The sequence below is a fragment of the uncultured Sulfitobacter sp. genome, from assembly GCF_964021855.1.
Lineage (GTDB): Bacteria > Pseudomonadota > Alphaproteobacteria > Rhodobacterales > Rhodobacteraceae > Sulfitobacter.
The window spans coordinates 516304-542800 of record NZ_CAXHZD010000003.1; the positions used below are offsets into that span (position 1 = coordinate 516304).

General features: G+C 58.5%; 20 protein-coding genes and 1 tRNA gene. 12 read left to right on the forward strand and 9 right to left on the reverse strand.

The window, feature by feature from the left end:
• Positions 1 to 14 precede the first annotated feature (14 nt).
• From AADJ11_RS13160 to dtd, 6 genes are read left to right on the forward strand one after another with little or no spacing between them, the layout of a single operon-like run.
• Entirely contained in the window at positions 15 to 974 is a 960-nt protein-coding gene (locus AADJ11_RS13160; RefSeq protein ID WP_341234960.1) for a DUF2927 domain-containing protein, read from the forward strand.
• A gap of 32 nt (positions 975 to 1006) precedes the next feature.
• Positions 1007 to 2113 carry an SPFH domain-containing protein gene (locus AADJ11_RS13165; RefSeq protein WP_341234961.1) on the forward strand — a complete coding sequence of 369 codons (1107 nt, stop codon included), beginning with the start codon at positions 1007 to 1009 and terminating at the stop codon, positions 2111 to 2113.
• A gap of 10 nt (positions 2114 to 2123) precedes the next feature.
• The gene (locus AADJ11_RS13170; RefSeq protein WP_341234962.1) at positions 2124 to 2534 is read left to right on the forward strand and encodes a Rid family hydrolase; all 411 of its coding nucleotides are present in this window, start codon (positions 2124 to 2126) and stop codon (positions 2532 to 2534) included.
• A gap of 57 nt (positions 2535 to 2591) precedes the next feature.
• Positions 2592 to 3719: a primosomal protein N' (replication factor Y) - superfamily II helicase gene (locus tag AADJ11_RS13175; RefSeq protein ID WP_341234963.1), complete on the forward strand. Its 1128-nt coding sequence runs from the start codon at positions 2592 to 2594 to the stop codon at positions 3717 to 3719.
• On the forward strand, positions 3716 to 4390 hold the full coding sequence (locus AADJ11_RS13180) for a nitroreductase (RefSeq protein ID WP_341234964.1): 675 nt from the start codon (positions 3716 to 3718) through the stop codon (positions 4388 to 4390). The genes AADJ11_RS13175 and AADJ11_RS13180 overlap by 4 nt, the downstream gene beginning before the upstream one ends.
• Before the next feature lies 1 nt (position 4391).
• A complete protein-coding gene (gene dtd / locus AADJ11_RS13185) occupies positions 4392 to 4838 on the forward strand; it encodes a D-aminoacyl-tRNA deacylase (RefSeq protein ID WP_341234965.1) in 447 nt (148 codons plus the stop codon).
• A 57-nt stretch (positions 4839 to 4895) separates the two neighbouring features.
• On the opposite strand, the gene AADJ11_RS13190 is transcribed toward dtd, so the two are convergent.
• The 4 genes from AADJ11_RS13190 to AADJ11_RS13205 form a co-directional block, all read right to left on the reverse strand.
• Positions 4896 to 6086: an HlyD family efflux transporter periplasmic adaptor subunit gene (locus tag AADJ11_RS13190; protein WP_341234966.1), complete on the reverse strand. Its 1191-nt coding sequence runs from the start codon at positions 6084 to 6086 to the stop codon at positions 4896 to 4898.
• On the reverse strand, positions 6083 to 8305 hold the full coding sequence (locus AADJ11_RS13195) for an ATP-binding cassette domain-containing protein (protein ID WP_341234967.1): 2223 nt from the start codon (positions 8303 to 8305) through the stop codon (positions 6083 to 6085). The genes AADJ11_RS13190 and AADJ11_RS13195 overlap by 4 nt, the downstream gene beginning before the upstream one ends.
• Positions 8302 to 9624 carry a TolC family protein gene (locus AADJ11_RS13200; protein ID WP_341234968.1) on the reverse strand — a complete coding sequence of 441 codons (1323 nt, stop codon included), beginning with the start codon at positions 9622 to 9624 and terminating at the stop codon, positions 8302 to 8304. The genes AADJ11_RS13195 and AADJ11_RS13200 overlap by 4 nt, the downstream gene beginning before the upstream one ends.
• 77 nt (positions 9625 to 9701) lie before the next feature.
• Positions 9702 to 12263, reverse strand: coding sequence for a hypothetical protein (locus AADJ11_RS13205; RefSeq protein WP_341234969.1), 2562 nt, complete (start codon positions 12261 to 12263; stop codon positions 9702 to 9704).
• Positions 12264 to 12628: 365 nt separating this feature from the next.
• Between AADJ11_RS13205 and AADJ11_RS13210 the strand changes: the two genes are divergently transcribed.
• The 6 genes from AADJ11_RS13210 (at position 12629) to AADJ11_RS13235 (ending at position 20836) form a co-directional block, all read left to right on the forward strand.
• Positions 12629 to 14623, forward strand: a complete 1995-nt coding sequence (locus AADJ11_RS13210; RefSeq protein ID WP_341234970.1) for a CocE/NonD family hydrolase — start codon at positions 12629 to 12631, stop codon at positions 14621 to 14623.
• Positions 14624 to 14763: 140 nt separating this feature from the next.
• Entirely contained in the window at positions 14764 to 16368 is a 1605-nt protein-coding gene (locus AADJ11_RS13215; protein ID WP_341234971.1) for an ABC transporter substrate-binding protein, read from the forward strand.
• Positions 16369 to 16380: 12 nt separating this feature from the next.
• Complete coding sequence (locus AADJ11_RS13220; protein ID WP_341234972.1) at positions 16381 to 17337, forward strand: ABC transporter permease; 957 nt, start codon at positions 16381 to 16383, stop codon at positions 17335 to 17337.
• A gap of 133 nt (positions 17338 to 17470) precedes the next feature.
• A complete protein-coding gene (locus tag AADJ11_RS13225) occupies positions 17471 to 18286 on the forward strand; it encodes an ABC transporter permease (RefSeq protein ID WP_341234973.1) in 816 nt (271 codons plus the stop codon).
• Positions 18283 to 19920 carry an ABC transporter ATP-binding protein gene (locus AADJ11_RS13230; RefSeq protein WP_341234974.1) on the forward strand — a complete coding sequence of 546 codons (1638 nt, stop codon included), beginning with the start codon at positions 18283 to 18285 and terminating at the stop codon, positions 19918 to 19920. Before AADJ11_RS13225 ends, AADJ11_RS13230 begins: the two co-directional genes overlap by 4 nt.
• Before the next feature lie 79 nt (positions 19921 to 19999).
• Entirely contained in the window at positions 20000 to 20836 is an 837-nt protein-coding gene (locus AADJ11_RS13235; protein ID WP_341234975.1) for an alkaline phosphatase family protein, read from the forward strand.
• Here the strand turns inward: AADJ11_RS13235 and AADJ11_RS13240 are convergent.
• The 5 genes from AADJ11_RS13240 to AADJ11_RS13260 form a co-directional block, all read right to left on the reverse strand.
• The gene (locus AADJ11_RS13240; protein WP_341234976.1) at positions 20833 to 21774 is read right to left on the reverse strand and encodes an alpha/beta hydrolase; all 942 of its coding nucleotides are present in this window, start codon (positions 21772 to 21774) and stop codon (positions 20833 to 20835) included. The genes AADJ11_RS13235 and AADJ11_RS13240 overlap by 4 nt on opposite strands.
• Positions 21771 to 23648, reverse strand: coding sequence for an acyl-CoA synthetase (locus AADJ11_RS13245; RefSeq protein ID WP_341234977.1), 1878 nt, complete (start codon positions 23646 to 23648; stop codon positions 21771 to 21773). The genes AADJ11_RS13240 and AADJ11_RS13245 overlap by 4 nt, the downstream gene beginning before the upstream one ends.
• Before the next feature lie 211 nt (positions 23649 to 23859).
• Positions 23860 to 24291 (reverse strand): peptidoglycan-binding protein LysM, encoded by a 432-nt coding sequence (lysM, locus tag AADJ11_RS13250; protein WP_341234978.1) that lies wholly within the window; start codon positions 24289 to 24291, stop codon positions 23860 to 23862.
• Positions 24292 to 24357: 66 nt separating this feature from the next.
• Positions 24358 to 26154 carry an ABC transporter transmembrane domain-containing protein gene (locus AADJ11_RS13255; protein WP_341234979.1) on the reverse strand — a complete coding sequence of 599 codons (1797 nt, stop codon included), beginning with the start codon at positions 26152 to 26154 and terminating at the stop codon, positions 24358 to 24360.
• 115 nt (positions 26155 to 26269) lie between these two features.
• Positions 26270 to 26344: transfer RNA gene (locus tag AADJ11_RS13260), tRNA-Gly, on the reverse strand.
• Positions 26345 to 26497 lie beyond the last annotated feature (153 nt).

Here is a 26497-nt window from a genome sequence, read left to right on the forward strand (position 1 = left end):
TCAAGGGCGCTTAGATGGCATTGAAGGGCGGTCAGTTCAAACGCTGGATGGTGACAGGTGCGGCAGCATTACTGCTAAGCGCCTGCGCCTTTCAAACAGGCGTGAACCCGACCCTGAAACCCATTGGGCGGCCCGACGCGGCCGCCCTGCCCCTTCCGGATGTGGCCCAGCCCACATCACAAGAAAGCGCGCGCCTGCGCAGCTATTTCAATCAAGTCCAGCAAGCACAGTTAAGCCAAGGTTTGCTGCGCAGTGACGGTGGGGGCCCCGACACGCCCTATACCGCTGAAATGCTGGCGCGCAACTTTGAACAGATCGCGTTTTACAACGAATATAACGCCAGCTTTTCCGGGCGCGGTGAAAAGACGTTGATGCGCCGTTGGGATCAACCCGTGCGCATGGCCGTTGTATTTGGCGACAGTGTCCCGCCATCCACCCGCGAAACCGACGGTGCCGCGGTGCGCGCTTATGCGGGGCGGCTGTCAGGGATCACCGGCCATCCGATCACCCTGCGTGGTGATCCCAATTTCATGGTGATCATTGCGGGCGAAGATGACCGCGATGCGGCACTGGTTCAAGCAGCCCAGCGCATTCCCGGTGTCACCCCCGCCAGCCTAAGCGCGCTGCGCAACCTGCGCCGCGACACCTATTGCATCGTTGCGGCCTATGCGGGCGGGCCCGATCCCAGCACCTATACCGCCGCTGTCGCGGTGATCCGCGCCGAAAATCCGTCGCTGATGCGCCTGTCGTGCATTCACGAAGAGCTGGCCCAAGGTTTGGGCTTGGCCAATGACAGCCCCACCGCGCGCCCGTCAATCTTTAACGATGACGATGAATTTGCATTGCTGACCCGTCACGACGAAGACCTGCTGAAAATCCTATACGATCCCCGCCTCAACGCGGGGATGAGCGCCGAACAAGCCGCGCCAATCGTCCGCACCATCTCCCGTGAATTAACGGGCGGCCCCCTTTAGACTGCTGCCACCTTACCGAAAGGACCAACCCTATGGGTATTCTCGATTTCCTATCTGGCCAATTCATCGACGTCATTCACTGGACCGATGACACCCGCGATACCATGGTCTGGCGGTTCGAACGCGAAGGCCACGAAATCAAATACGGGGCCAAGCTGACCGTGCGCGAAGGTCAGGCCGCCGTGTTTGTCCACGAAGGGCAGATTGCCGATGTCTTCACCCCCGGTCTTTATATGCTTGAGACCAACAACATGCCGATCATGACATCGCTTCAGCATTGGGATCACGGTTTTAAAAGCCCCTTCAAATCCGAGATTTATTTCGTCAACACCACGCGTTTCAATGATCTGAAATGGGGCACCAAGAACCCCATTATCCTGCGTGATCCGGAATTTGGCCCGGTGCGCCTGCGCGCCTTTGGCACCTATTCGGTCAAAGTATCCGATCCCGCGCATTTCCTGACCGAGATTGTGGGAACCGACGGCGAATTCACCATGGACGAGATCAGCTATCAGATCCGCAACATCATCGTGCAGGAATTCTCGCGCAGCATTGCCATGTCGAAAATCCCGATCCTTGATATGGCCGCCAACACCCGCGAGCTGGGCAAGCTGATCAGCGGCGAAATATCGGCAACCGTCGGCGAATATGGTTTATCGATTCCCGAACTATATGTCGAAAACGTCTCTCTCCCGCCCGCCGTCGAACAGGTGCTCGATAAACGGTCGTCCATGGGGATGATTGGCGATCTGAACCAATACACCCAATTCCAAGCCGCTGAGGCGCTTGGCCGTGATGGCGGTGCCGGTGCGGCGATGCAGGCAGGTCTGGGTGCCGGGTTGGGCATGCAGATCGGTGCCGCAGCGGCCCAAGCCGGCCCTTGGGGCCCGCGCCCGACCGCCGCACATACCCCGCCGCCCCCGCCGGTTGCCGACAAGGTCTGGCATCTGGCCGAGAATGGCCAAACCAAGGGACCGTTTTCAAAGGCAGCTCTTGGCCGTATGGCGGCAGATGGCGCAATGACCCGCGAAACATTCGTGTGGACACCGGGCCAAGACGGCTGGATGAAAGCCGATGATGTGGATGAGCTGGCCCAGCTCTTCACCGTCATGCCGCCCCCACCACCCCCGGCCGGATAAGGCACCCGTTATGACGCGGCAGGTTATCTCTCCCCCCGAACTGGCCCAGCTTGTTGCGGCAACTGGGTTCTCACCTGCTGTGCGCGCGGGGGATTTCCTGTTCCTGACCGGTGCAACAGGCGGCGATGCAAAGGGCGTGATGCCGTCCGACATTGCAGCGCAGGTGCGAAATGCCTTGGGCAAGGCGCTGCATATCATTGGCGCGGCTGGTGGCACCGCCGACAGCATTGTCGAACTCACCAGCTATCACATCGGGTTGAAATATCATTTCGATCAGGTCGACCATGTCATGCGTGACATGCTGGGCCTGCCCCTTCCCGCATGGACAGCGGTTGAGGTCGCAGATTTGCGCCGCCCCGGTGCCTTGATCGAATGTCGCATTGTGGCCCATCTGCCGCCCGCCAAACCTGACCGTAAATGACCCACGCACCATGGCCCCGCTTAATATTCGCACCCGGCAGACCTAAAGGATGCAGTGATGTCTGACACCCCATCCTTTGCCGCGCCGCCCCCACCGCCAGCCCCGGTGGAAGAACATCGTTTTCCCTGCGACAGATGCGGATCGGACCTGCGGTTTGATCCGGCAGAATATAAGCTGGTCTGTGACCATTGCGGCAATTCCGAACCCATAGCGGGCAAGCGGTCGTATCAAACGATTGACGAATTGGATTTTAGCGCCGCGCTGGCGCATGCCCTGCCCCAAACCGAGATGGAGCAGACCCGCGTCACGACCTGCCCCAATTGCGCGGCACAAGTCGAATTTGACCAGGATAAACACGCCACCGAATGCCCCTTCTGCGCGACCCCCGTCGTGGTCGACACCGGCCTGAACCGCCATATAAAGCCGCGCGGCGTCTTGCCTTTTGCGCTAACAGAAACGGTGGCCAAGGACGCGATGACAAACTGGCTGGGCAACCTGTGGTTCGCGCCCAACGGTCTAAAGGACTATGCCCGCAAGGGCCGCCGGATGCAGGGCATCTATGTCCCCTATTGGACCTACGACGCCGATACCAAATCCAGCTACACGGGCGAGCGTGGCACGGTCTATTACGTGACAGTCACCGTGATGCGCGATGGCAAACGCGAACAGCGGCAGGTGCCCAAAGTGCGCTGGCGGTCAGCCTCGGGTCGGGTGGCGCGGTTCTTTGACGACGTTCTGGTACTGGCCTCAAAATCCCTGCCCAAAAAGTTTACCGATGCACTGGCACCTTGGGACCTGTCCGCGTTGGAACCCTATGCCCCTGAATACTTGGCCGGTTTCCGCGCCGAGGCGTATTCCGTTCCCCTCGAAGACGGCTATGCCGAGGCGCGCCAGTATATGGATGCGATGATCGAACGCGACGTGCGGTTTGACATCGGCGGTGACCGGCAGCGCATCCACAATGTGCAAACCCAAGTGAGCGATGTCACGTTCAAACATATCCTGCTGCCCGTCTGGCTGGCCGCCTATAAATACCGCGGCAAGACATACCGCTTCGTGGTCAATGGCCGCACCGGAAATGTCCAAGGCGAACGCCCCTATTCCGCAATCAAGATAACCCTTGCCGTGATCCTTGGCCTTTTGGTCGCCGGGGTGGTTGGCTATTTTATGGCGCTGCAAAAATGACCCAAATCGACACGCTCACCGACATCTTGCAGGCACGTTATTCCTGCCGCGCCTTCAAGCCTGATCCCGTCCCCGATGATGTGATTACGCAGATCATCGCCACCGCCCGCCACGTCCCCAGCTGGTGCAACGCGCAACCATGGCAGGTCACCATCACCAAAGGGGCCGCAACCGACAGGTTTCGCACCGCGCTGACGGAGGCCGCTGGCCAGGGGACGCCCCCCGACCCCGACCTGGATTGGCCTAAGGGATACTCGGGTGTGTACGCCGAGCGCCGCCGCACCTGCGGCTTTCAGCTATACGATGCAGTGGGCATCGACAAATCGGACCGCGAAGGCCGCAGCGCACAGATGCTGCGCAACTATGCCCTGTTTGACGCACCGCATGTGGCGATCATCTCTGCCCCGGCTGAACTTGGCCCTTATGGCGCAATGGACAGCGGCGGTTTTGTAACCGCCTTTACCTTGGCCGCGACTGCGCTTGGCGTGGCCACCATAGCCCAAGCCGCCATTGCCGCCTATGCGCCGCTGGTGCGCGATCACCTCAATATTCCGGATGACCGGTTGATCCTCTGCGCCATCTCCTTTGGCTATGCCGACCAAGACGCCCCCATCAACCAGTTCCGCACTGAACGGGCGGACCCGGCTGACATTATCGATTGGAAATCCTGACATGCGCGCTGTGCTTCAACGGGCCAAAGATGCCTCTGTCACTGTCGACGGGCAGATCATCGGTAAAATCGACGCCGGCCTGCTGATCTTTGTCTGCGCCATGCCTGATGACACCCCTGCCACCGCCGCTGCGCTTGCCGCCAAAATCGCCAAGCTGCGCCTGTTCAAAGATGAAGCGGGCAAGATGAACCTAAGCCTTGCACAAACAGGCGGCAGCGCGTTGATCGTTAGCCAGTTCACCCTTGCTGCCGACACATCGCGGGGCACACGCCCCGGTTTTTCACGCGCCGCAAAACCGGACCAAGCCAACGCGCTTTACGAACACTTCATCGCCGCTATGAAAGCCCTCGATATACCCGTTCAAACCGGACAATTCGGCGCGGACATGTCGGTGGCCCTCACCAATGACGGCCCCGTCACACTTTGGATAGACACAGCCAACCCCTAATTTCCAAATGGACTAAAATCCTCGGGGGTCCGGGGGCAGACAGCCCCCGTTCCGACCTCAAGGCTCGCGAAACGCCTCTTTGGATTTATAAAGCGGCTTCAACAAATACTGCAAAACCGTCTTCGATCCGGTATGCAGCTCAACACTCGCCTGCATCCCTGGCCGTATCTGCAAAGACGCCTGACGCGCTGTCAGATGGTCCGTATCCACCTGCAACGTGACCTTGTAATGCGGGTCGCCATCCGGGCTGCGCGACCGGTCATCTTTGAACGTATCTGCGGAAATCAACGTTACCGTGCCCTTCAGCGTTCCATAAATCGTATAGTCATAGGCCGACAGCTTGATCGTGGCCTCTTGGCCCGGGCGCACCCCTGCTATGTTTTCGGGCTTTACGCGGGCCTCGACAAACAGCTCTTCATCTATCGGGATGATCTGCAAAATCTCTTCACCGGGGCGCACGACGCCGCCGATGGTTGTCACGTTCAGCGTGTTCACAATACCGCGAAGCGGGCTGGTCAGGATCGTCCGGTTCAACTGGTCCATGCTGGACCTCAGGTTCTGCTTTAGGGTGGCGAGCTCTTTCAGCACGTCCGAATATTCCTGCGCGCGGTCCAGCTCGGTGCCCGTGGTAATCTCGTCCAGCTTGATCCGCGCATCCGCATGCACCTTGCGGGCGCGGGTGACTTCGATCAGGGAAACGATCTTTCTCTTCAGCATGTTTTCCAGCAGCTCGCGTTCTTTGGCGGCTTGGGTCAACACCCGCTGCGCCCCGTCTGAGCGTGAGGTGAAATCGGCTTGCCGCGCTTTCAGTAATACCTGCTCAGACGCCACAATGTCTGGGGAGCGCTGCGCGAACCTATCTGGCACCTCAAACTCGGACAGCCCTGCCATCTCGGCCTCAAGACGCAGACGGCGAATTTCAAAGGCGCTGATCTGATCTTCTAGATCATCGACCGAGGATTGGAACTGTGTCCCATGTAGCCGCGCCAGAACATCGCCTTTTTCAACGATATCGCCCTCACCCACGGCCAGCTCGGCCAAAATGCCCCCTTCGAGGTTTTGAATGATCTGCGGGCGCGAGCTTGAGATCATCGACCCTTCTGCGCGCACGATTTCGTCTATCCAGGCAAAGGCGGCCCATAGCACAAAGATCAGCACCGTGGCACCGCACAGCCAGACCACCATTGATGGCCCCCGCAGCGTCTCGTTCATCTGTGCGCCCAGAGTGGTGGTGCTGCGGCTGCTCATGACAGATGCCCTGTTTTGCCAGCCAGATGCGCGAGTACTTTTTCCTTGGGTCCGTCCACGGTCATGCGGCCATCTTGCAAAACCAGCGTGCGGGTCGTCAGGGCCAATATAGGCGCGCGGTGCGTGGCGATCACCGCGGTGCGCCCTTCCATCCAGGTTTGCAAGCGTGAGACCAGTGCCGCCTCAAGCCGTTGATCCAAGGCCGCAGTCGGTTCGTCCAGCAGGCAAATTGCGGGGTCTTGCAGCCACAGCCGCGCCCAGCCGATGGACTGGCGCTGGCCAACAGACAGACCTGCGCCTGCGTCTTTAATCTCGAGGTCCAGACCCTTGTGATGGTTTTTCACGAACGGCCCAAGCCCTGCAAAATCAAGTGCTGCCAGCAGCCTGTCGTCATCCCGTTCCAACAGGGTCAGGTTCAGGTTATCCCGCAAGCTGCCCGAAAACAGGCGCACGTCTTGGCCCAGATAGCCGATCAAACGGCGCAGGTCGCGGGGTTCAATTTGGGCCATCTCGGTGCCGTCAATCAGCACGCGCCCGTCGGTCGGGGCGTATAACCCGCTGAGCATTTTCAGCAGTGATGATTTACCCGACCCGTTGGCCCCCAGCACGGCCACATGTTGGCCCGCCGGGATCATCAAACCTTTGATATCAAGCGTCGGCGCGCCATCATCGTCATAGCGGAATGTCACATCGCGCACTTCGAACTGACCGCGAAGCTTTTCGCGGCGCAGGTATGTGCGGCCTTCTGCGGTGTCTTGGGGGGCCGCGACGATGGCATCCAGCCCGTCCAGCGCCCCTTTGACATTGCCCCAGCGCGCCATCGTTCCCGACAGCTGCGTGAGCGGCCCCAAGGTGCGCCCCGTCAGGATACCCACCGCAATAATCGAGCCGACAGTGAACTGCCCGGCAAACACCAGATAGGTCCCAACGATAACGGCTGCGACATAGGTGGCCTGCTGGATGCCTTGGCTCCAGAACGTCAGAAAAGATGCCAGTTTGCGTTGCTCGGATGATTTGACCGCCGACAACGTGTTCAGCTCGGTCCACAAACGCAAGGTGCGGTCCTCGGCGCGTTGGGTTTTGACGGTATCGAGTTCAAAGATCGCCTCGTGCAGCAGCCGCGATGATTTTGCGGATGCACCTTGGGTTTCCTGCGTCAGTTTGATCGCTTTCTTTTGCAGAAAGAACCCCGGCACCAGCATCAAGATACCGCCCAGAACCAGCACCCAAACCACGTTGCCCGCAATGCTGGCCACGAGAAACAGAAAGACAAAGATAAAAGGGATGTCGGCAATCGTGCCGATGGTCGCTGCGGTAAAGAATTCGCGGACCGACCCAAATTCGCGCATCGCGGAAAACAGCTGGTTCGGCGCCTGGCCGCGCGCGTCTGACCGCATGCCCAAAAGCCGCTTCATCAAGGTGTCTTGGACGGCCAATTCAATCTGCCGCCCAGCCCCGTCCATCAGCCGCGCCCGCGCCATTTTTAGGAAAGCTTCCATGAGCAGCGCCAGACCCGCACCAATCGCCAGCACCCACAAGGTCGCTTCGGACTGGTGGGGGATTACACGATCATAGACCTGCAAGGAAAACAACGCCACCGCGACGGCCAGCAGGTTGGCCACAAACGACCCCATCGCGACCTCGATCAGCTGGCGGCGATAGCGGGGAAATTGCCCCCAAAACCAATGCGCACGGATGCTGTCGGTTTTATGGGTGTTCGCGACGGTCTTTAGGGATGCTTCGGCCCGCACGACCAGCCCCGCAAAGAACGGTTCAAAATCGCTGATTGGGACCATGGCGCGGTTGTCGGTGCAGGTGGTATCGAACACGATCAGATCGCCGCGCGATTGCCCCAGCACCAGCAGCACCTGACCGGATGTCATATAGGCAAGCGCAGGCCACAAGTTTTTGGTCAGCCCTGTCACGCGGCTAACTTGCGTCAGAAAACCTACGCTTTGCAGGGCCTTGGCGATTGCATCTGCTTCGCGGTCGGCTTGCGTGCCCGTGGCGGGATGTGCGGCAATGGTTTCGAACAGATCACGGGCGGTGATTTCAACGCCCAACACCCCTGCGTATGTCGCCGCCAAAGACGCACGCGCCATCAAGCGGTCTTTGGGCCGATTGACGTTTTGCGCCTTGGGCTGCGGGGCATCCGCAGCTTTCAGGCGGCCCTGATTGCCGTTGGTGATCGTCAAGGTAAAGCGCGGGTTGCTGGTCAAATCGCGCTCCCGTCTGCCAGAACGCCCTGAATTTGCGCCATCTCGATACGCAGGCGGATCACGTCATATTTCAACGCCACCTGCGACTGCTGTTGACGGGCATAGGTCTCGTAGACGCCAACGACATCCATGACCTGCCGCTGCCCCGCGTCATATTGTTCCTGAAAGACATCAAGGTTCCGCTTGGCCTGCGCGGCAAGGGTGGCGGCCTCGGCGGCTTGGCGTGATTTGGCGCTGATCTGCCTTTCCAAGCGGCGCAGGTCGCGGTTTGAATCCTCGACCGATTGGCGCAGCTTACGGGTCGCGGTCTCATCGGCCAGCGCGGTGGCGTCCAGCGACGCTTTGGTGCCCAGCCCTAGCAGTTGATCTGAACCGATGTTCAAGCCGAATGTGCTGCCTTCACCGAGTGTGCCGCCTGCGGATAACCCCGGCAATTTGCCAGCACGTTCGACCTTGGCAGCGGCGATGCTGCGGGTCTTTTCGGCCTTGGCGCGCACCACGATCAAAGGTTCGCCTGCAAAGGCGGTCACGGGAATATCGGGCAAGCCACGCAGATCGGTCAGTGGATGGATCGACATGGCGTTTAGTTCAGACAGCGATGTTGCCTCACGCTCGACCGCGGCGGCATACCTCGCGCGGATCTCGGACAGTTTTTGACCCAGAATGGTCAGGTCAGACATGTCCGACACACCGCCCTTGACCCGTTCGCGCATGACCCATTCGAAATGCGACATATCCTTGAGCGTTGCCTGCCCAAGACGCGCATTCTCGCGGGCTTCAGCGGCCGTCGTGTAAAGGGTCAGCGCTGTGGCCACGCGTTTATTGGTATCTTGCGCCAGCGACACGGCGGCCACTTCGACGTCAGCAACCGCGAATTCACGTTCACCTTTGCGGCGACCATTGTCGAACAACACCTGATCCACGACCAGATTGGCGGCGACCGAGCCCAAGGAGGTCAGGCTGATCTGCGGCCCAATCTGGGGCAGCCAATTCTTGCTGGCGGCCTCGGATCGCAATGTCGCTGCGCGCAATTCGGCCTCGGCCGTGCGGCTGTTCGCCGCCAGAACCGACGACGCGACCATGTCCGCAACACTGCCCTTGGGCAATACCGACGACCGCTGCGCCAGCCCTTGGATGATCTGGCTGTCTGCGGTCATTTGTTCTGCGTATGTCGGTTTGACGGATTGCGAGGCATCGGGCGTTTTGAACCGCGCCACCATATCGGCCGGGGCAAGGCGGCCCCCGATGCCGGGCGCGCAGCCGGACAGGGCCAGCGCCAGCGCGCATATGCCTCCTGCCCTTAGTCGTTTTTGCCCCATGCGCCTGCCCTTAACGTGCCGGTTTATTATTGTATCGGCGTGGGATGGTCGTTGCCCCCGCGCCCTGCCTTGACGGCTTAGACGACCACGTTGATATCGTCATCGATCATCAACGTCCCTTCGGTGCCCAGCGTATAGATGTCGTAGGTCTGGCTGTCTTTCGCCTCGGTTCCCGTGCGCGTCGCGCCGGTGATCGTAACGGTATCGTCAGTATGACCATTCACAATCACAGCGTTGGTGTTGCTGGATAGATTGACCAACGCGGCTTCTGTGATGCTCAACTGCGCTTCTTCAGCGAATTGAAGGTCAATCGTTTCGATATTGTGGTTGGACAGGTTGGGATTGGTCAGCTCAAGCATGGTGTTGGCGCTTTCATCGTCCAACGCAAGATATGTGCCTGATGAATTGCCCGCCGCATCGGTCGCGGTCACGACCAGATCGGACCCGTCCGGTACATCCGAGCTGAAGTAGAAATTCATCTCGTTCAGAGCATCGTTTTCCAGCGTACTGGCCGCGACCTCGGTGATGGTTGTATCAGACTGAATCTGATGCACGGCCAAAGCATCCTCGCTTTGCTCGACCGAGATTGCCCGAATGCCGTCACCGTCACGGGTGTAGGATTCGATCACGGGGCCATCGGGCGCATAGGTGTCGATTGCCAGCGAATCGCTGATTGCATCAACATTGCCCACATGGTCCGTCGCCCTGACAGAAATATCCGCATCATAGGTGCCGCTGCGAATGTCGTCGGCCGGGATGGTCACATCCCAATTACCTGCCCCGTCCACGTTGGCGTTATAACGCGTACCGTCAAAGCTAACCTCGACCCTCGATCCGGCCTCGACCTGACCATTCAGATCAATACCCGATGCCGCTTCACGCGCGCTGATAACATCGTCACCGCCGCCGGGTTCGTTCAAGCTTACGGGGTCAACAACCGTGTCGATCAGAACCGCCTGGCGCGTTGTGGCTGTATTGCCCGCAGCATCCGTGGCCTCGACCACGGCTGTTGTGTTGGTGGTACCCTCTGGCACCTGATCGGGTGCAAAGGTCACGGCCCAGTTGCCGCCCGCATCAACCGCGCCATTGGCCGAGCTGTCGCCAAGTGTGACTGATACGGACCCGCCGGTTTCCGAGGTGCCAGTGACCAGCACACCGCCATTGGTCAGGCGTTCTGCCCCGCTAATGATATTGTCGCCTTCGACCGTGTTCAAGGACAGACCATCGACACGGGTATCAACCCGCACGCTATCGGTCTCCGTGCGGGTATTGCCCACAGCATCCGTAATCGTCGCGGTGATATCGGCAGTATAGACACCTTGCGCCACGTCCCCTGCGGCGTATTGGGATGTCCACTGGCCATTCTCATCCGCGCGGGTTGTGGTCACCGCACCGGCAAGGGTCACTGTCACCACCGCACCTGCATCCGCAGTGCCGGAAATAGCGACGCCGTCGCTTGCCTCCACCGCGTTGACCACATCGTCGCCTTCGACGGGATCGGCGCTGATCGTCAAATTGCCAGCTTCGGTATCGATCCACACAGATTGCGTAATGCTGCGGGTATTGCCTGCTGTATCCGTCGCGGTTGCCACCATGGCGCTGGCATAGGTGCCCGCGGGAATGTCGCCCGCCGCAAAGACCGCCGACCAGTTGCCATCAGCGTCAACCGTCGCTTCGCGCACCACATCGCCCAGCGCGACCGAAACGGTCGAACCCGCCTCGACCGTACCGGTCATCACGACGCCGTCGGCGGCCTCGACAGCATTTACGGTCGCGTCTGATCCGCCCGCCTGATTGCGAAAGGCCAATTCGTTGACCAAGGTATCGACAACCAAACGATCCGTTGCGGTGACGAGGTTTCCGTCCTGGTCGACGGACGTGGCCCTGACCTCGGTCTCGTACTCGCCGTTTCTGAACGTGCCTGCCGCATAGCTCACGGCCCATGTGCCATTTGCGTCAACGGTTGATGTCCGGCTCACGCCCTCAACGGTGACGTCGACGATTGATCCAGCCTCGCCCGTGCCAGTGATCGTGGCCTGCTCGTCCCCGCCGCCCTCGGCAAGGGTCACCGCAATAGCAGGTGTGGCCGCAGCCCCGCCGCCAGAGCCGCCGCCGCCGAGGATCGCAGCACCGCCAGCAACCACCGCAGCGGTCACAGCACCGCCGCCACCAATCATGCCCGCCCCCAGCAACGGGGCCGCAAGCATTGAGACTTCGTTTTCGTCAGTCATCATTGCGCCGGTGATCGTGGCCGTGTCCGTGCGGCCGAAATAGATCAGATCGTCTGAGGGGCTCCATTTGCCCCATTGCTCTGTCGGGCCGTATTGCGCGTGCAGATCGCCGCCCCCTGCCACGACAAAACCCATTTCGTTCAGGTATCCATCGGACGAAATGAACAGGCGGTTTGGCACCCCTGAATCATTGAAATAGTTATCAATCGTGATGACTGTTCCATCGACCAGCGTCAGAACCAGATCATCGCCATCGCGTTGGTGCGACAGGAAATCTGCCTGACGCAAGTTAAGGGAAATCTCTTGACCGGTTTGCGCGCGTATAACGTGGGATGTGGAGCCTTCGGAGACCATACCACGTTGCACTGCGCCCGCCTGATCGCGAACGACGAATTCTATCGTCTTCATAATACTACCGCTCTACCTCGGTGTCCGTTCTGTGCGGATCACTTGGTTATTCTTGTTGCCCACCGGGTCGTTAAACCGGCCCGTGTGGAGTATTTTTAAGGCTCTCCTTAAAGGTGAATAAGGTGATAGTGGCCACGCTACATTTATAACGAATGTAAATTCAACGCTAAACGCAATCGCCTCATTGCTGCCTTATTGTACCTATGCATCGGCGCCACAGTTTGACCAAAGCCCAGATGGTTTCGCCTGCGATCAACGCGCCGATGGCGTCAAAAACGGGCGGTTCTATTTACGCGTGTATCAAACAGCATCGCGCACCGTAGCATTCTGTTGACAAGCCGCGGCACCCCCGCAACGTTGCCACTATGACATCCAGCCCAAATGCCCCGCTCGCGATACTCGAAGACCCTGATCTGGGGATCACACTTTCTGACGGATGCAGGCTTTCTGCGCGGATTTGGCGGCCTGAAAATTCGGGCGACGCCCCCGTGCCGGTGATCCTGGAATATCTGCCCTACCGCAAACGCGATGGCACCACGGCACGCGACGCGCTGACCCACCCGTGGTTTGCCGAACGTGGCTATGCCTGCGTGCGGGTCGATATGCGCGGCAATGGCGACAGCCAAGGCCTGATGGAGGACGAATACACCCCGCAAGAACAGGCCGATTGCATCGAAGTGATCGACTGGCTGGCGGCGCAAGACTGGTGCAATGGCCGTGTTGGCATGATGGGGATCAGTTGGGGTGGCTTTAACGGTTTGCAGGTCGCGGCACATGGGCCTGACCCGCTTAAGGCGGTGATCACGCTATGTTCGACCGTGGACCGTTTCGCCGATGACATTCACTACAAGGGCGGCTGCCTGCTGAATGAAAACCTTGGCTGGGGGGCGACGATGTGGGCCTATTCCAGCCGCGCGCCCGACCCTGCCCTGCGTCCCGACTGGCGCGAGATGTGGTTGGAGCGTCTAGAGGCCGAACCGTTTCTTGCGTCCCTATGGCTGCGCCACCAATCGCGCGATGCCTATTGGAAGCAAGGGTCGGTGATCGAAGATTATACCGCGATCAAGGCCAAGGTTCTGGCCGTAGGCGGTTGGGGCGATGCCTATAAAAACGCAGTTCCGCAATTGGTCGAGGCGCTGCCGGGGGCCAAGGGCATCGTCGGGCCTTGGGTGCATAAATACCCGCATTTCGCTATTCCCGAACCGCGCATTGGTTTCCTGCAAGAGGCGCTGCGCTGGTGGGACCGCTGGCTGAAAGACATCGACACAGGCGTCGAAGACGACCCTGATTATCGCGCCTATCTGATGGACGGCATGCGCCCTGCAACGTGGGTGCTGGAACGCCCCGGCCGCTGGATCGCCGAAGACACCGGTGCCACATCGCATTTGCCCACCCAATCGCTGTATTTGACGGATGCCGGGCTTGCCCCCGCACCCGCCCCCCTAAATGCCACCGTCGCGTCGCCTGCCCATTGCGGGGCCAGCGCGGGGGAATACTGCGCCATCTGGTTGGGGCCGGAAATGCCCGGCGATCAGCGTCAGGATGATGCGCTATCGACCACCTTTGACAGCGGACCGCTGAGCGAAGACATGGATATCGTCGGCGCGCCGCGCATCACATTGCGTCTGTCCAGCGACAAACCGCAGGGGCAAATCGCCGTGCGGCTGAACCACATCCACCCCGACGGGGCCAGCGCCCGCATTACCTATGGTGTGCTGAATCTCAGCCACCGCGAAAGCGCCGAGCACCCGAAATCAATGGTGCCGGGAGAGCCCGAGGAGATCGCCTTTGATCTTGATCACATCGCCTACCGCGTGCCAGCGGGGCACCGTTTGCGGGTGTCGATTTCGACCGCGTATTGGCCGCTGATCTGGCCTGCGCCTGCGGCTGCAACGCTTGCCATCACGGCGGGCGATATCGCACTGCCCCAACGGCCCACCCATGGGGGCGACGAATATAAATTCGCCCCGCCCACCGCCGCGGAGCCTTGGCAAACCGAAACCCTGCGCGCCGAAAACCACATCAGACGTCAAGAAACCGACATGGTTACCGGCGACATATCTTTGGTTATCGAAGATGATTTCGGCAAGCTTCGCGACAGCGATCACGGGCTGATCAGCGGGGCGGTTGCGCGCGAACGCTGGACCATCAATCCCGACGACCCGCTCAGCGCGAGGGGCGTTTGTCACTGGACCGAAGAACTAGACCGCGACGAGATCAAATTGCGCACCGAAACCCATTCGAAAATGTGGTCGGATGCGACCCATTTTCATCTGACCGGACGGATCGAGGCATACGAAGACGAAACCCTGATCTACGAACGCGACGTCGCGGATAGCATTAAGCGACACTTCATGTAATAAAGACGGCAAGGTCGCCGGGGTATTAACCCTTGCGACATAAAGGAAAATGCGCAAACTTTAATGTGGGAAAAACAAAATGCCGCAAGATCGGCGCATAAATAATATCACCAATAAACGACCAACAGGGAGACATGATCATGAATGATCAACTTGAATATATGACGGGCCAAGTGGCCAAGGGCACAATGACGCGCCGCGAATTTGTAGGCCGCGCTGCTGCTTTGGGTGTGACGGCTGCGGTCGCAAACACCATGCTGGCAAACAATGCCCAAGCGGCATCGCATGGCACGCCGATTCGGGGCGGCTCGATCAAAATCGGTTCCTCGGGTGGTGAATCCACCAACACGCTGGACCCGGCACTGACCGCATCCTCTGTGCCACTCGATAACCTGCGCCACCTGTATGAATCGCTGGTTGAAGTCAGCGCCGAAGGTGACATCGTTCCTCGCATGGCCGAAAGCTTTGAAGCCTCTGCCGACGCGAAAACATGGGCGTTCAAAATCCGTAAGGGCATTCAGTTCCACAACGGCAAAGACATGACCCCCGATGACGTGCTGAAAACCATGCAGCGTCACTCGGACGAGAACAGCAAATCCGGTGCTTTGGGCATTATGCGCGGCATCGAGAACATGAAAATCGATGGCGACAATCTGATTGTCGAACTGGGTGTTGGCAACGCTGACCTTCCCTATCTGTTGGCCGATTACCACTTGATGATCCAGCCCGGTGGCGGCATCGACAACCCAGGTGCAGGTATCGGTACCGGCCCCTACACGCTTGAAGTTGACGAACCTGGCGTGCGCCACGGCTTTACCCGCAACGAAAACTACTGGGATGCCGACAACCGCGGCTTTACCGACTATAACGAAGTGTTGGTTCTGAACGACGCCACAGCCCGTACAGCGGCGCTGCAATCCGGTCAGGTTCAAATGATCAACCGCGTTGACCCCAAGGTTGCGTCCTTGCTGAACCGTGCGCCTAACCTAAGCGTACAGTCCGTCGCTGGCCGTGGGCACTATGTGTTCATTGCACACGTCGATACCACGCCATTTGACAACAACGACCTGCGTCTGGCGCTGAAATATGCGATCAACCGCGAAGAAATGGTGGACAAAATCCTGCGCGGCTATGGCTCGATCGGGAACGACATGCCGATCAACGCGGCTTATCCGTTGTTTGACGAAACCATCGAACAGCGCGAATTCTCGATCGAAAAAGCGCGCGAGCATTACGCAAAATCCGGCCATGACGGCAGCCCAATCGTTCTGCGCGTCGCTGATGGCGCGTTTGCAGGCGCTGTGGATGCAGCATCGCTGTTCCTGGAAACAGCCAAAGCCGCCGGCATCCCGCTGGAAATCAAGCGCGAGCCCAACGATGGTTACTGGTCCGAAGTTTGGAACAAGCAGCCGTTCTGTGCATCCTACTGGGGTGGCCGTCCGGTACAGGACCAGATGTATTCGACAGCGTATCTGTCGACCGCAGACTGGAACGACACCCGCTGGAAACGCCCGGAATTCGACGCGATGCTGCTTGAGGCACGTGCCGAGCTGGACGACGGCAAGCGCAAGGCCATCTACTCGAAAATGGGTACCATGCTGCGTGACGAAGGCGGCTTGATCCTGCCAATGTTCAACGACTTTGTGGACGGTGTTGCCAACAACGTTGGCGGTTGGTCCGCAGACCCGAACGCCGAGTTGATGAACAACAAAGCGCCGATCAAATGCTGGATCAAAGACGCTTAAGGGTACACGCAGATGCACCCGATATTAAAACTGATCGCCCAACGCTTAGCGTTGGGCCTTCTTCTCCTCCTTGCCGCGTCGGTTTTGATCTTCGTAGGCACTTCGATTTTGCCCGGCGACGTGGCACAATCCATATTAGGCCAATCTGCCACGCCCGAAGCGCTGGCAAACTTGCGCCGCGAACTTGGGCTGAATGACCCCGCCGTCACCCGCTATTTTGCATGGCTTGGTGGTGTGTTGCAGGGCGATCTGGGTACCGCCCTGACCAATGGCCGCGACATCGCAGAAAGCCTTGGCGGACGTCTCAAAAATACTCTTTTCCTTGCCTTCTGGGCGGCCGCAATCTCGGTCCCGTTGGCAATCTTCCTTGGCCTGCTGGCCGTACGGTATAAAGACCGCTGGCCGGATAAGCTGATTTCGGCTGTGACGTTGACCACCATTTCGATCCCCGAATTTATGATCGGCTACGTGTTGATCTATTGGGTCGCGATCAAATGGCGCATGTTTCCATCTGTCTCGATCATCAATGAAAGCATGACCCTTGGGGCCAAGCTGAACGCAATTGCCATCCCGGTGATGGTGCTGACGCTGGTGGTGTTGGCGCATATGATGCGCATGACCCGCGCCGCGATCCTGAACGTGATGCAATCGGCCTATATCGAAACGGCCGAGCTGAAGGGTCTGGGCATGCTCAAGATCATTCGCAAGCACGCGTTTCCGAATGCAATCGCGCCAATCGTCAATGTGGTGATGTTGAACCTTGCCTATCTGGTGGTCGGGGTTGTCGTGGTCGAGGTGGTCTTCGCCTACCCCGGCATGGGCCAATATCTGGTGGACCACGTCAGCAAACGTGACGTGCCGGTTGTTCAGGCCTGCGGTCTGATCTTTGCCGCCGTCTATATCGGGCTGAACCTGGTCGCCGACATTGTGTCGATCCTAGCCAATCCGCGGCTAAGGCATCCCAAATGAGTTCAGCACATTTTACCCCGAAAAAATGCGCTGTGCGCGACCAAGCGTTTTTGCAAAGCAAAAGCGCGGGGAGACGCCCGGTCGCCGCATCGCCACTGAACTTTAAAACCCTGTCATCGAAAGGGTTTCGCCCATGAAAAATATTCCCATCTCTGCAATGATCGGTCTTTTCTTCACCGGCATCTATTTCGTCATGGCAATCCTCGCCCCTTGGATTGCCCCATATGGCATGGCTGAAATCGTCGGCGATGTGTGGGAGCCCTCTTCCTCCGAGTTCCTGCTGGGTACCGATAGCATTGGCCGCGATCTGCTCAGCCGGATGATTTATGGCGGGCGCACGACGATCTTTATCGCCACTGCCGCGACCATCCTTAGCTTTACGCTGGGATCCATCATGGGGTTCTTTGCCGCCGTATCGGGCGGTTGGGTCGATCAGGTGCTGTCGCGCTTTGTTGATCTGATCATGTCGATCCCGTCGCTGATCTTTGCACTGGTTGTTTTGTCGGTCATGCCGACCACTGTCCCGATCCTGATTATCCTGATGGGTCTGCTGGACAGCACCCGCGTTTACCGGTTGGCCCGTGCTGTCGCCGTTGACATCACGGTAATGGATTACGTCGAAGCCGCCCGCCTGCGTGGCGAGAAAATCGGCTGGATCATCTTCCGCGAGACCCTGCCCAACGCCCTGTCACCACTGGTCGCTGAAATGGGCCTACGCTTTATCTTTGCGGTTCTGTTCGTCTCGACCCTGTCGTTCCTCGGCTTGGGCGTTCAACCGCCACAGGCTGACTGGGGCGGCATCGTGAAAGAGAACAAAGAAGGCATCAACTACGGCATCCAAGCGGCCCTGTATCCGGCCTATGCGATTGCCACCTTGTGCATCTCCATCAACCTTGTTGCGGACTGGATTTTGAACCGCACCACATCGCTGAAAGGGGGCCGGGGATGACCGAACCACTGCTGAAAGTACGCGGCCTGAAAATCGGCGCGACGGCCTATCCCCCCGGTGAAAAGCCCGTTGCGATCAAGATCGTGCATGGCGTGGATTTCGATCTTGAGGCCGGCAAAGTGCTGGGCCTGATCGGTGAATCCGGTGCTGGTAAATCCACCATCGGTTTGGCCGCAATGGCCTATGGCCGTGGCGGTGTTGAGATCACCGGCGGCGAGGTATGGGTAAACGGGCGTAACATCCTCAAGGAAAACCTGCGCAGCCTGCGTCGTTTGCGCGGGGCCGAAGTGACCTATGTCTCGCAATCTGCTGCGGCATCGTTCAACCCCGCGAAAAAGATCATGGAGCAGGTGACGGAAGCCGCCATCTTCCAGAACAAGTTCTCAAAGTCCGAGGCCGAAGCCCGCGCGGTTGAGCTGTTTGCCAAGCTCGGCCTGCCCGACCCCGAAAACATCGGCAACCGCTATCCGCATCAGGTGTCCGGTGGCCAGTTGCAACGCTGCATGACGGCGCTGGCGCTTTGCCCGGAACCCGATCTGGTCGTCTTTGACGAACCGACGACCGCGCTGGATGTGACAACGCAAATCGACGTGTTGGCGGCGATCAAAGAAGCCATTGCCGCAACAGGTGTGGCCGCATTGTACATCACCCACGATCTGGCCGTTGTGGCACAGGTCAGCGACCACATTATGGTGCTGCAACAGGGCGACATGGTCGAATACGGGACCGTTGATCAGATCATCAACAACCCAAAAGAAGACTATACCAAAGCATTGGTATCCGTCCGGTCGATCAAGCACGAAGAAAAAACGCCAACCGATAATCCCGTGCTGCGCGTCGAAAACGTGACCGCGCGGTACAAGGGCACCAACTTTGACGTGTTGAAAAACATCAACGTGGATATCCACCCCGGCCAGACCTTGGCGGTTGTCGGGGAATCCGGGTCCGGCAAATCAACGCTGGCGCGCGTTATCACAGGGCTGCTCCCCCCCGGAGAGGGACAAATTACATTTGACGGGCGCGTGCTAAGCCCGGACCTCCCCACACGCCCCATCGAAGATCTGCGCGAAATGCAAATGATCTATCAGATGGCCGACACGGCGATGAACCCGCGCCAGACTGTGGGCACCATTATCGGTCGCCCGCTGGAATTTTATTTCGGCCTCAAAGGCAAAGCCAAGCAAAAGCGTATTCAGGAATTGCTGGACGAGATCGAGCTGGGCGACGGTTTTCAAGACCGCTATCCGGCGGAACTGTCTGGCGGTCAAAAGCAACGTGTCTGCATCGCGCGCGCATTGGCAGCCAAACCCAAGCTGATCATCTGTGACGAGGTGACTTCGGCCCTTGATCCGTTAGTGGCCGATGGCATTCTCAAGCTGCTGCTGAACCTGCAAAAGATCGAAGGCGTCGCCTATCTGTTCATCACCCACGATCTGGCAACGGTCCGCGCCATCGCCGATAGCATCGCCGTGATGTACCAAGGCGAAGTAGTGCGGTACGGCCCGAAAAGCCAGGTTCTGTCACCGCCCTTTGATGATTATACCGATCTGCTGCTCAGCTCTGTTCCGGAAATGAAAATCGGCTGGCTGGAAGAAACGATTGAACACCGCCGCATGGAAAGCGCCGGGAATTGAGGGGAACGGATTTTTTCAAAAAATCCGGCTCGGAAAATTTGAAATTTTCCGTCTCGCTCCGCAACTTTAGGACAAGACCATGAAGAACAAACTGCTGTTGATCATCCTTGACGGTGTCCCCTACCGCAATTTCCGCCGCTTGTTTGGAAATCTCGAAGGTTGGGTCGACAGCGGCGATGCCCGCGTCTGGACACAGCGCGCCGTGCTGCCGTCGATATCGGCCTCGTGCTATGCGTCGATCCACACTGGCGTGGCCCCTGCGCAGCATGGCTGTACCGGCAATGGCAATGTTTTCCGTCTCAAGCACAAGGACGTCTTTTCCCAGACCCGTTCGGCTGGCGGTGTGACAGGCGCTGTCGCCCATTCATTCTGGTCTCAGTTCTTTAACCGCGATCCCTTCGACTATGTCCGCGACGTCGAATATGATGAACCGGACAGCGACACGATCAACCATGGGCGATTTCACACCATGACCGGCTATGGCCAAGCCAACCAGATGACGCCGTCTGATGTTGATCTGTTCGGTACGCTGACCAATCTGGCAGGTCGGTTCGGCCTGAATTACGGCATGCTGCACACCTGCACGCTGGACAGTATGGGCCACCGTTTCTTTCACGACTGTCAGGAAATGGACCATGCCTGCTTTGTGATGGATGAGATGTTGGCCCCTTTCATCCCCCAATGGCGCGCCATGGGGTACGAGGTGATTGTGACCGCTGATCACGGCCAAGATGAACGCGGCCACCACGGCGGACGCGGGGCGTTGCAGCAAGAAACAGCGCTCTATTATTTCGGCGATGCAAATGGCCCGTCCGAAGATACCGTGATTGACCAGCTTCAGCTTGCACCGACGATTTTGGGGCGTCTGGGCGCACCTGTGGCCGATACGATGCTGGCGAAATCGTTTCTAAGCTAGGACAGTTCCGCAGGCCAATCCCCTGCCCCCATCGCGGAAATCGCGCCCACAATGCGGTCAAAGCTGGCCGCCGCTTTTTGCGACATCACACGGGCGCGCAAATACCCATGCACCAGCCCCGGTTCTTCGACCCAAACCGCCTGACCGCCTGCGGCCAGAATGGCATCGCGATAGGCCTGGCCGTCACTAGATAGCGGATCGCATTCAGCGGTGATCATGACACTGGGTGGCAGGTCGGAGAAATCCGTATCATGCAGCGGCGCATAGCGCGGATCGCCTTTGGGTGGCTCCCCTCCCGACCGGACCCGCTGATAAAACGCCATATCCGCGACTGTCAACTGGGGCGCGTTGGCATGGCGGATATAACTGCCTTGCTCTGGGTTTCCACCAAGTCCCGGATAAATCAGCACCTGCCCTTTGATACGGCCGTCGATGCGCCCGCGTGCATGATGTGCGACCGCCGCGGCAAGGTTGCCACCGGCGCTGTCCCCGGCCAACAGAATGCCACCGGCATATTCGGCTGCAATCGCCTGAAACGCGCCGTAGGCGTCATTGAAACAGCCGGGAAAGGTGACCTCGGGGGCCAAGCGGTAATCGACCGAGATTACCCTATATCCGCTGCGTGCGCAGATTTCGGCGCAAACGTCGTCATGGCTGTCTAACCCGCCGACGACAAAGCCGCCGCCGTGGTAATAGATGACCGTGATATCGGATGCGCCGACCTCATAACGGCGACATGGGACGCCACCAAAGGTGACGTCCCATGTTTGCACCCCATCAGGATGTGTTTGGTGAAAAGCAGCGCACATCTTATTATAGACCGCGCGCTGGTCTTCGATGCTTAACCCGACCGCGTCAGGTGGATAGAATTCGTCCGATCGCCGCATATAGGCCCAGATTTCATCATCCAGCAAAACGCCATAGTCGGGTTGGTTCATGCAGCTTCCCAGCCAAAGGTGAACGCATTCAGTGTTGCACCGACATCCGCATCAGACGCGCCGTTCATGGTAACTCGCGCCACCAAACCGCGTTTTTTATCGTCAACAACCGATGCCACACGTGCGGGCGAGCCGGCTTTCTCAAGCGATTCATTAAAGATGCGGGTGATCGCCATTTTGCGCAAATCAGGCTTAAAGATTTTGCCAACTGCCGTTTTAGGCAGTTCGGGCATGATCGTCATGTGCTTGGGCTGTGCCGCGCGTTCCTGAACCATTTCCTTGCAGAAATCCATCAGTTCCTGCTCGGTCACCGATGCGCCGCCGACCAGTTCGACAAAGGCGCAAGGCACTTCGCCTGCGTGAGCGTCGGGCTGGCCAATGGCACCGGCAAAGGCAACGGCCTCGTGACCCAGCAGCGCTTCTTCGATCTCTGCGGGGTCGATGTTGTGACCACCGCGGATAATCAGGTCTTTGGCGCGGCCCGTGATCCAGAGGTATTTGTCTTCGTCGATGCGGCCCAAATCGCCTGTGCGCAGGTACTTGTCAAAGTAATACAGGTCTTTGTTCTTCTCGGCTTCGGTATAGGTGTTGCCCTCAAAGATGCCCGGGTTCGAGATACAGATTTCGCCGATCTCGTCTATATTGGCCTCGACAGGTCCACCGGCGGTGCCCTTGATGATCTTCACATCCGTATAGGGGAAGGTGATGCCGATGCTGCCAACCTTGCGCACGCCATCCGGCGGGTTTGCAGATACAAGGCAGGTCGCCTCGGTCAGGCCATAGCCTTCGATCAGGGTAATACCCGTTGCCTTTTCAAACCGCTTGAACAGTTCCAGCGGCAACGGGGCAGAGCCGGAAAATGCCCGTTTCACGGTCGAGATATCAGCATCAATCGGGCGCTGCATCTTGGCCGAAATCGCGGTCGGTACGGTGATGATAAAGGTGATTTTCCAACGCTCGACCAGCTTCCAGAAGTTGTCGAACACGCCATCGCCCCGATACCCTTGAGGCGTCGGGAACACGACATGCGCTCCGGATGTCACCGCTGCCATCAAGATGACGTGGCAGGCGAAAACGTGGAACAACGGCAGCGGACACATGATGTTGTCCTCTTCCGTATAAAGCAGCCGGCCACCCAGCCAGCCGTTATAAACCATGCCGGAGTATTTATGCTGTGCGACCTTGGGCATGCCCGTGGTCCCGCCGGTGTGGAAGTAGAACGCCACCCGGTCTTCTTGCGGATCGTCAAAGGTCAGCTCAACCGGCTGTTTGGCGATCTCGGCATTGAAATTGTGATAGGTCGCTTGGTTGCCACCTGTCTGCTTGGGACGGATCAACGGGACGATCCACGATTTGGGCGCGGTCAGATAGCGGCACAGATCGACCTCAAGCACATGTTTCACATTGGGTGCGAGCGCGACCGCCTCGGCGGTTTTCTGTGCCACATCTGTTTTCGGGAAGGGCCGCAAAGTCACGACAACCTTGGCGTTGGTTTCGCGCAGGATGGCACCGATTTGCTCTGCCTCGAGCAGCGGGTTGATCGGGTTCGCGATACCGGCAACCGCGCCGCCCAGCAATGTGATAACCGTCTCGTTACAGTTGGGCAGCACATAGGCCACGACATCCGTCGGCCCGACACCCAAAGACCGGAACAGGTTCGCCGTCCGCCCGACCTGACCGCGCAGTTGCGACCATGTCAGCGTTTCAGCGTAATCTTTCGGGCCGGAAAATAGTTGATAGCTGATCGCGTTGTGATCCGGGAATTTGCCTGCCGTATTGCTCAGCAATCCCCACATTGTTTTGGCGACGTCGCGGTCCGCCCACGGCATCTCTGCCTCGATTGCATTACGGTCTTCGATCCCGGCAAATGACATAATATTCCTCCCTATGGTGCGGTTTTCCCGCATTCATTTATTCCCCGTCGCAAGGATGATGGCAAAATTCAAAATTCGCAAGCGTCTGAGGGAATATTGAACGTGGCGTCAGCCTAGTTTCACCATGCAAAATGCAAAAAGAGCGGCAGATTGGTTCTGCCGCTCTTGATAATGACGTAATTTGGCGTGCCCGTTGGGCGACGCGCAGTGATTATTTTGCTGGAATGCGCAGCATTTGACCCGGATAGATTTTGTCTGGGTGTGTCAGCATCGGGCGGTTGGCCTCGAAAATCTCTTCGTAGCGCGCGCCATTGCCAAGGGTCTTGGCAGAAATGGCCCACAACGTGTCGCCCTTTTCAACGGTGTGGAACGTGCCGTCGCCGTCACCGCCGCTGATGTCTTCTTCGACGGCTGCAACGCCTTCGACGTTGCCAACGGCCAGAATGACTTTTTCTTTCATCTCTTGGCTGACTGCTTTGCCGCTCACGGTAACTTTGTCACCATCGACCTGAATATCCAGACCTTCAGCATCAAGGCCAAGCTCTTTCAATTCATCCTGCAGGACCGCGCCTGTTACTTCTTTCTCATCGCCGCCGCCGAATACTTTTTTACCGGCGTCCTTAACGAAACTCCACAAACCCATGTTTATCTCCCTGTGGTTATTATTTCGCTTGTTAGTTTCCACCTTAGGCAGAGATAAACAAGCGTTTTATTCAGCAGCAATGCCATCGGTGAACTGTAAGCGTGCCAAACGCGCATAAAGCCCGCCCTGCCCCACCAGTTCGTCATGGGTGCCGGTGTCAACAATACGCCCCGCTTCCAGCACCACGATACGGTCCGCCTTTTTGACGGTCGCCAAGCGGTGCGCGACGATCAAAGTCGTCCGATCCGCGCTTAGCTTATCCACCGCCTGCTGCACCGCGCGTTCGCTTTCCGCGTCCAGCGCGCTGGTGGCTTCGTCCAGCAGCAACACAGGCGCGTCCCGCAAAATCGCGCGCGCAATGGCGATGCGCTGTTTTTGCCCGCCCGACAGCATCACGCCGCGTTCGCCCAGATAGCTGTCATAGCCATCGGGCAAGTCGCTGATAAACTGATGTGCCGCCGCCGCCTGGGCCGCTGCGACAATTTCAGAGTCAGACGCATCGGGCCGGCCAAAGCGGATGTTTTCACGCGCCGAGGTGGCAAAGATAACCGGGTCTTGGGGGACGAGTGCAACCGACTGCCGGAATGCGTCACGCGACACGTTGCGCAGATCGATCCCGTCCAAGGTAATGCGCCCCGATTGCGGATCATAAAACCGCAGGATCATCTGGATGATCGTTGTCTTACCCGCCCCTGACGGGCCGACAAAGGCAACAGTTTCGCCCGGATTGATTGTCAGGTCCACGCCGTCCAGCGCTTGCACGCCCGGCCGCGCGGGGTAGGAAAATTGTACGTCTTCGAACACGATCCGTCCCGCGACGGGGTTCGGCAGTTCAGCAGATGTGTCGGGATCATGTACGTCGTCATTGGTTTGCAACAGCTCCACCAGACGCTCAGTCGCACCGGCTGCCCGCTGTAATTCGCCCCAGATTTCCGACAATGCGGCTACGCCGCCTGCCACCATCACCGCGTAGATCACGAATTGGACCAAGGCACCGGGGGTCATATCACCGGCCCGCACATCGCGCGCGCCCATCCACAACACACCAACAACACCGGCAAAGACCAAAAAGATCACGATGACCGTCATTAGCGCCCGCGTCTTGATCCGGCGGCGCGCGGCGTCATAGGACGCTTCGGTCATCTGTGCGAATTGAGCCCGGCTTGCCGCCTCGTGGGTAAAGGCCTGCACGGTCTGCACAGCGCTTAGGCTTTCGGACGCATTACCTGAACTGGCCGCGATCCAGTCTTGATTTTCACGGCTGATCACACGCAGCTTACGCCCCAGTACAAGGATCGGCACGATCACGGCGGGCACCAGCAGCAACACCATCCCCGTCAGCTTGGCCGAGGTGAACAACATCAAGATCAAACCGCCTGTGAAAATCAGCACATTGCGCAGCGCGATCGACACGGACGACCCGATAACCGACAGAATAAGCGTGGTATCCGTGGTGATCCGGCTCAAAACCTCTCCGGTCATGATACGCTCATAGAAAGACGGGCTCATCCCGATAACGCGGTCGAACACAGCTTTGCGAATATCCGCGACCACCCGTTCGCCAAACCGCGTGACCAGCGCGTAGCGCAGCCCGGTCCCGATTGCCAAAAACCCGGCGATAATCAGGGCGGCAATAAAATACTGATCCAGCAATTCTTCGCCACTGCCAAAGTTATCGATCACACGGCGCACCGCCAGCGGCAGCATCAGCGAAATCATCGCCGTCGAGATCAACGCCAGAACCGCTGCAATCATCAACCCGCGATAAGGCCGAACAAAGGGCACGAGCGCACGCAAAGCGCCAAGCTGTTTGGATTTCTCGCGTTCTTCTTGTGCCGGTGCGGGCGTGGGCGTGCGGGCCATCAGAATTCCTTTTCAAACACAGGTGTCATCGCCTGCACCGCGCATGGGGTCAAGCCCGACAAAAGATCACGGCTTGCGGCAAATCATAGCAGTTTGAATTATGGGAAGAATTTGTTGGAGCGGGCGGAGGGAATCGAACCCTCATCTTCAGTTTGGAAAACTGAGGTCTTAACCATTACACAACGCCCGCTCAACAAAAGGGTTAGTATTTCATACCTGTATGGGCGTCAAGTAAGCCATGAGGCATAAGCAAAAAAGATCTCCGACCCGACAATCTCTTCGGGACCATTCCAGCCACTGTGCAGCAACAGCGCATACAGAATGATCTGCTGAAGGAAGCCCT

What these genes read in the sequence shown, in the direction of transcription:
- AADJ11_RS13160 (WP_341234960.1), top strand. Translation starts at nt 15, where the DNA reads ATGGCATTGAAGGGCGGTCAGTTCAAACGCTGGATGGTGACAGGTGCG.
- AADJ11_RS13165 (WP_341234961.1), top strand. Translation starts at nt 1,007, where the DNA reads ATGGGTATTCTCGATTTCCTATCTGGCCAATTCATCGACGTCATTCAC.
- AADJ11_RS13170 (WP_341234962.1), top strand. Translation starts at nt 2,124, where the DNA reads ATGACGCGGCAGGTTATCTCTCCCCCCGAACTGGCCCAGCTTGTTGCG.
- AADJ11_RS13175 (WP_341234963.1), top strand. Translation starts at nt 2,592, where the DNA reads ATGTCTGACACCCCATCCTTTGCCGCGCCGCCCCCACCGCCAGCCCCG.
- AADJ11_RS13180 (WP_341234964.1), top strand. Translation starts at nt 3,716, where the DNA reads ATGACCCAAATCGACACGCTCACCGACATCTTGCAGGCACGTTATTCC.
- dtd (WP_341234965.1), top strand. Translation starts at nt 4,392, where the DNA reads ATGCGCGCTGTGCTTCAACGGGCCAAAGATGCCTCTGTCACTGTCGAC.
- AADJ11_RS13190 (WP_341234966.1), bottom strand. Translation starts at nt 6,086, where the DNA reads ATGAGCAGCCGCAGCACCACCACTCTGGGCGCACAGATGAACGAGACG.
- AADJ11_RS13200 (WP_341234968.1), bottom strand. Translation starts at nt 9,624, where the DNA reads ATGGGGCAAAAACGACTAAGGGCAGGAGGCATATGCGCGCTGGCGCTG.
- AADJ11_RS13205 (WP_341234969.1), bottom strand. Translation starts at nt 12,263, where the DNA reads ATGAAGACGATAGAATTCGTCGTTCGCGATCAGGCGGGCGCAGTGCAA.
- AADJ11_RS13210 (WP_341234970.1), top strand. Translation starts at nt 12,629, where the DNA reads ATGACATCCAGCCCAAATGCCCCGCTCGCGATACTCGAAGACCCTGAT.
- AADJ11_RS13215 (WP_341234971.1), top strand. Translation starts at nt 14,764, where the DNA reads ATGAATGATCAACTTGAATATATGACGGGCCAAGTGGCCAAGGGCACA.
- AADJ11_RS13220 (WP_341234972.1), top strand. Translation starts at nt 16,381, where the DNA reads ATGCACCCGATATTAAAACTGATCGCCCAACGCTTAGCGTTGGGCCTT.
- AADJ11_RS13225 (WP_341234973.1), top strand. Translation starts at nt 17,471, where the DNA reads ATGAAAAATATTCCCATCTCTGCAATGATCGGTCTTTTCTTCACCGGC.
- AADJ11_RS13230 (WP_341234974.1), top strand. Translation starts at nt 18,283, where the DNA reads ATGACCGAACCACTGCTGAAAGTACGCGGCCTGAAAATCGGCGCGACG.
- AADJ11_RS13235 (WP_341234975.1), top strand. Translation starts at nt 20,000, where the DNA reads ATGAAGAACAAACTGCTGTTGATCATCCTTGACGGTGTCCCCTACCGC.
- AADJ11_RS13240 (WP_341234976.1), bottom strand. Translation starts at nt 21,774, where the DNA reads ATGAACCAACCCGACTATGGCGTTTTGCTGGATGATGAAATCTGGGCC.
- AADJ11_RS13245 (WP_341234977.1), bottom strand. Translation starts at nt 23,648, where the DNA reads ATGTCATTTGCCGGGATCGAAGACCGTAATGCAATCGAGGCAGAGATG.
- lysM (WP_341234978.1), bottom strand. Translation starts at nt 24,291, where the DNA reads ATGGGTTTGTGGAGTTTCGTTAAGGACGCCGGTAAAAAAGTATTCGGC.
- AADJ11_RS13255 (WP_341234979.1), bottom strand. Translation starts at nt 26,154, where the DNA reads ATGGCCCGCACGCCCACGCCCGCACCGGCACAAGAAGAACGCGAGAAA.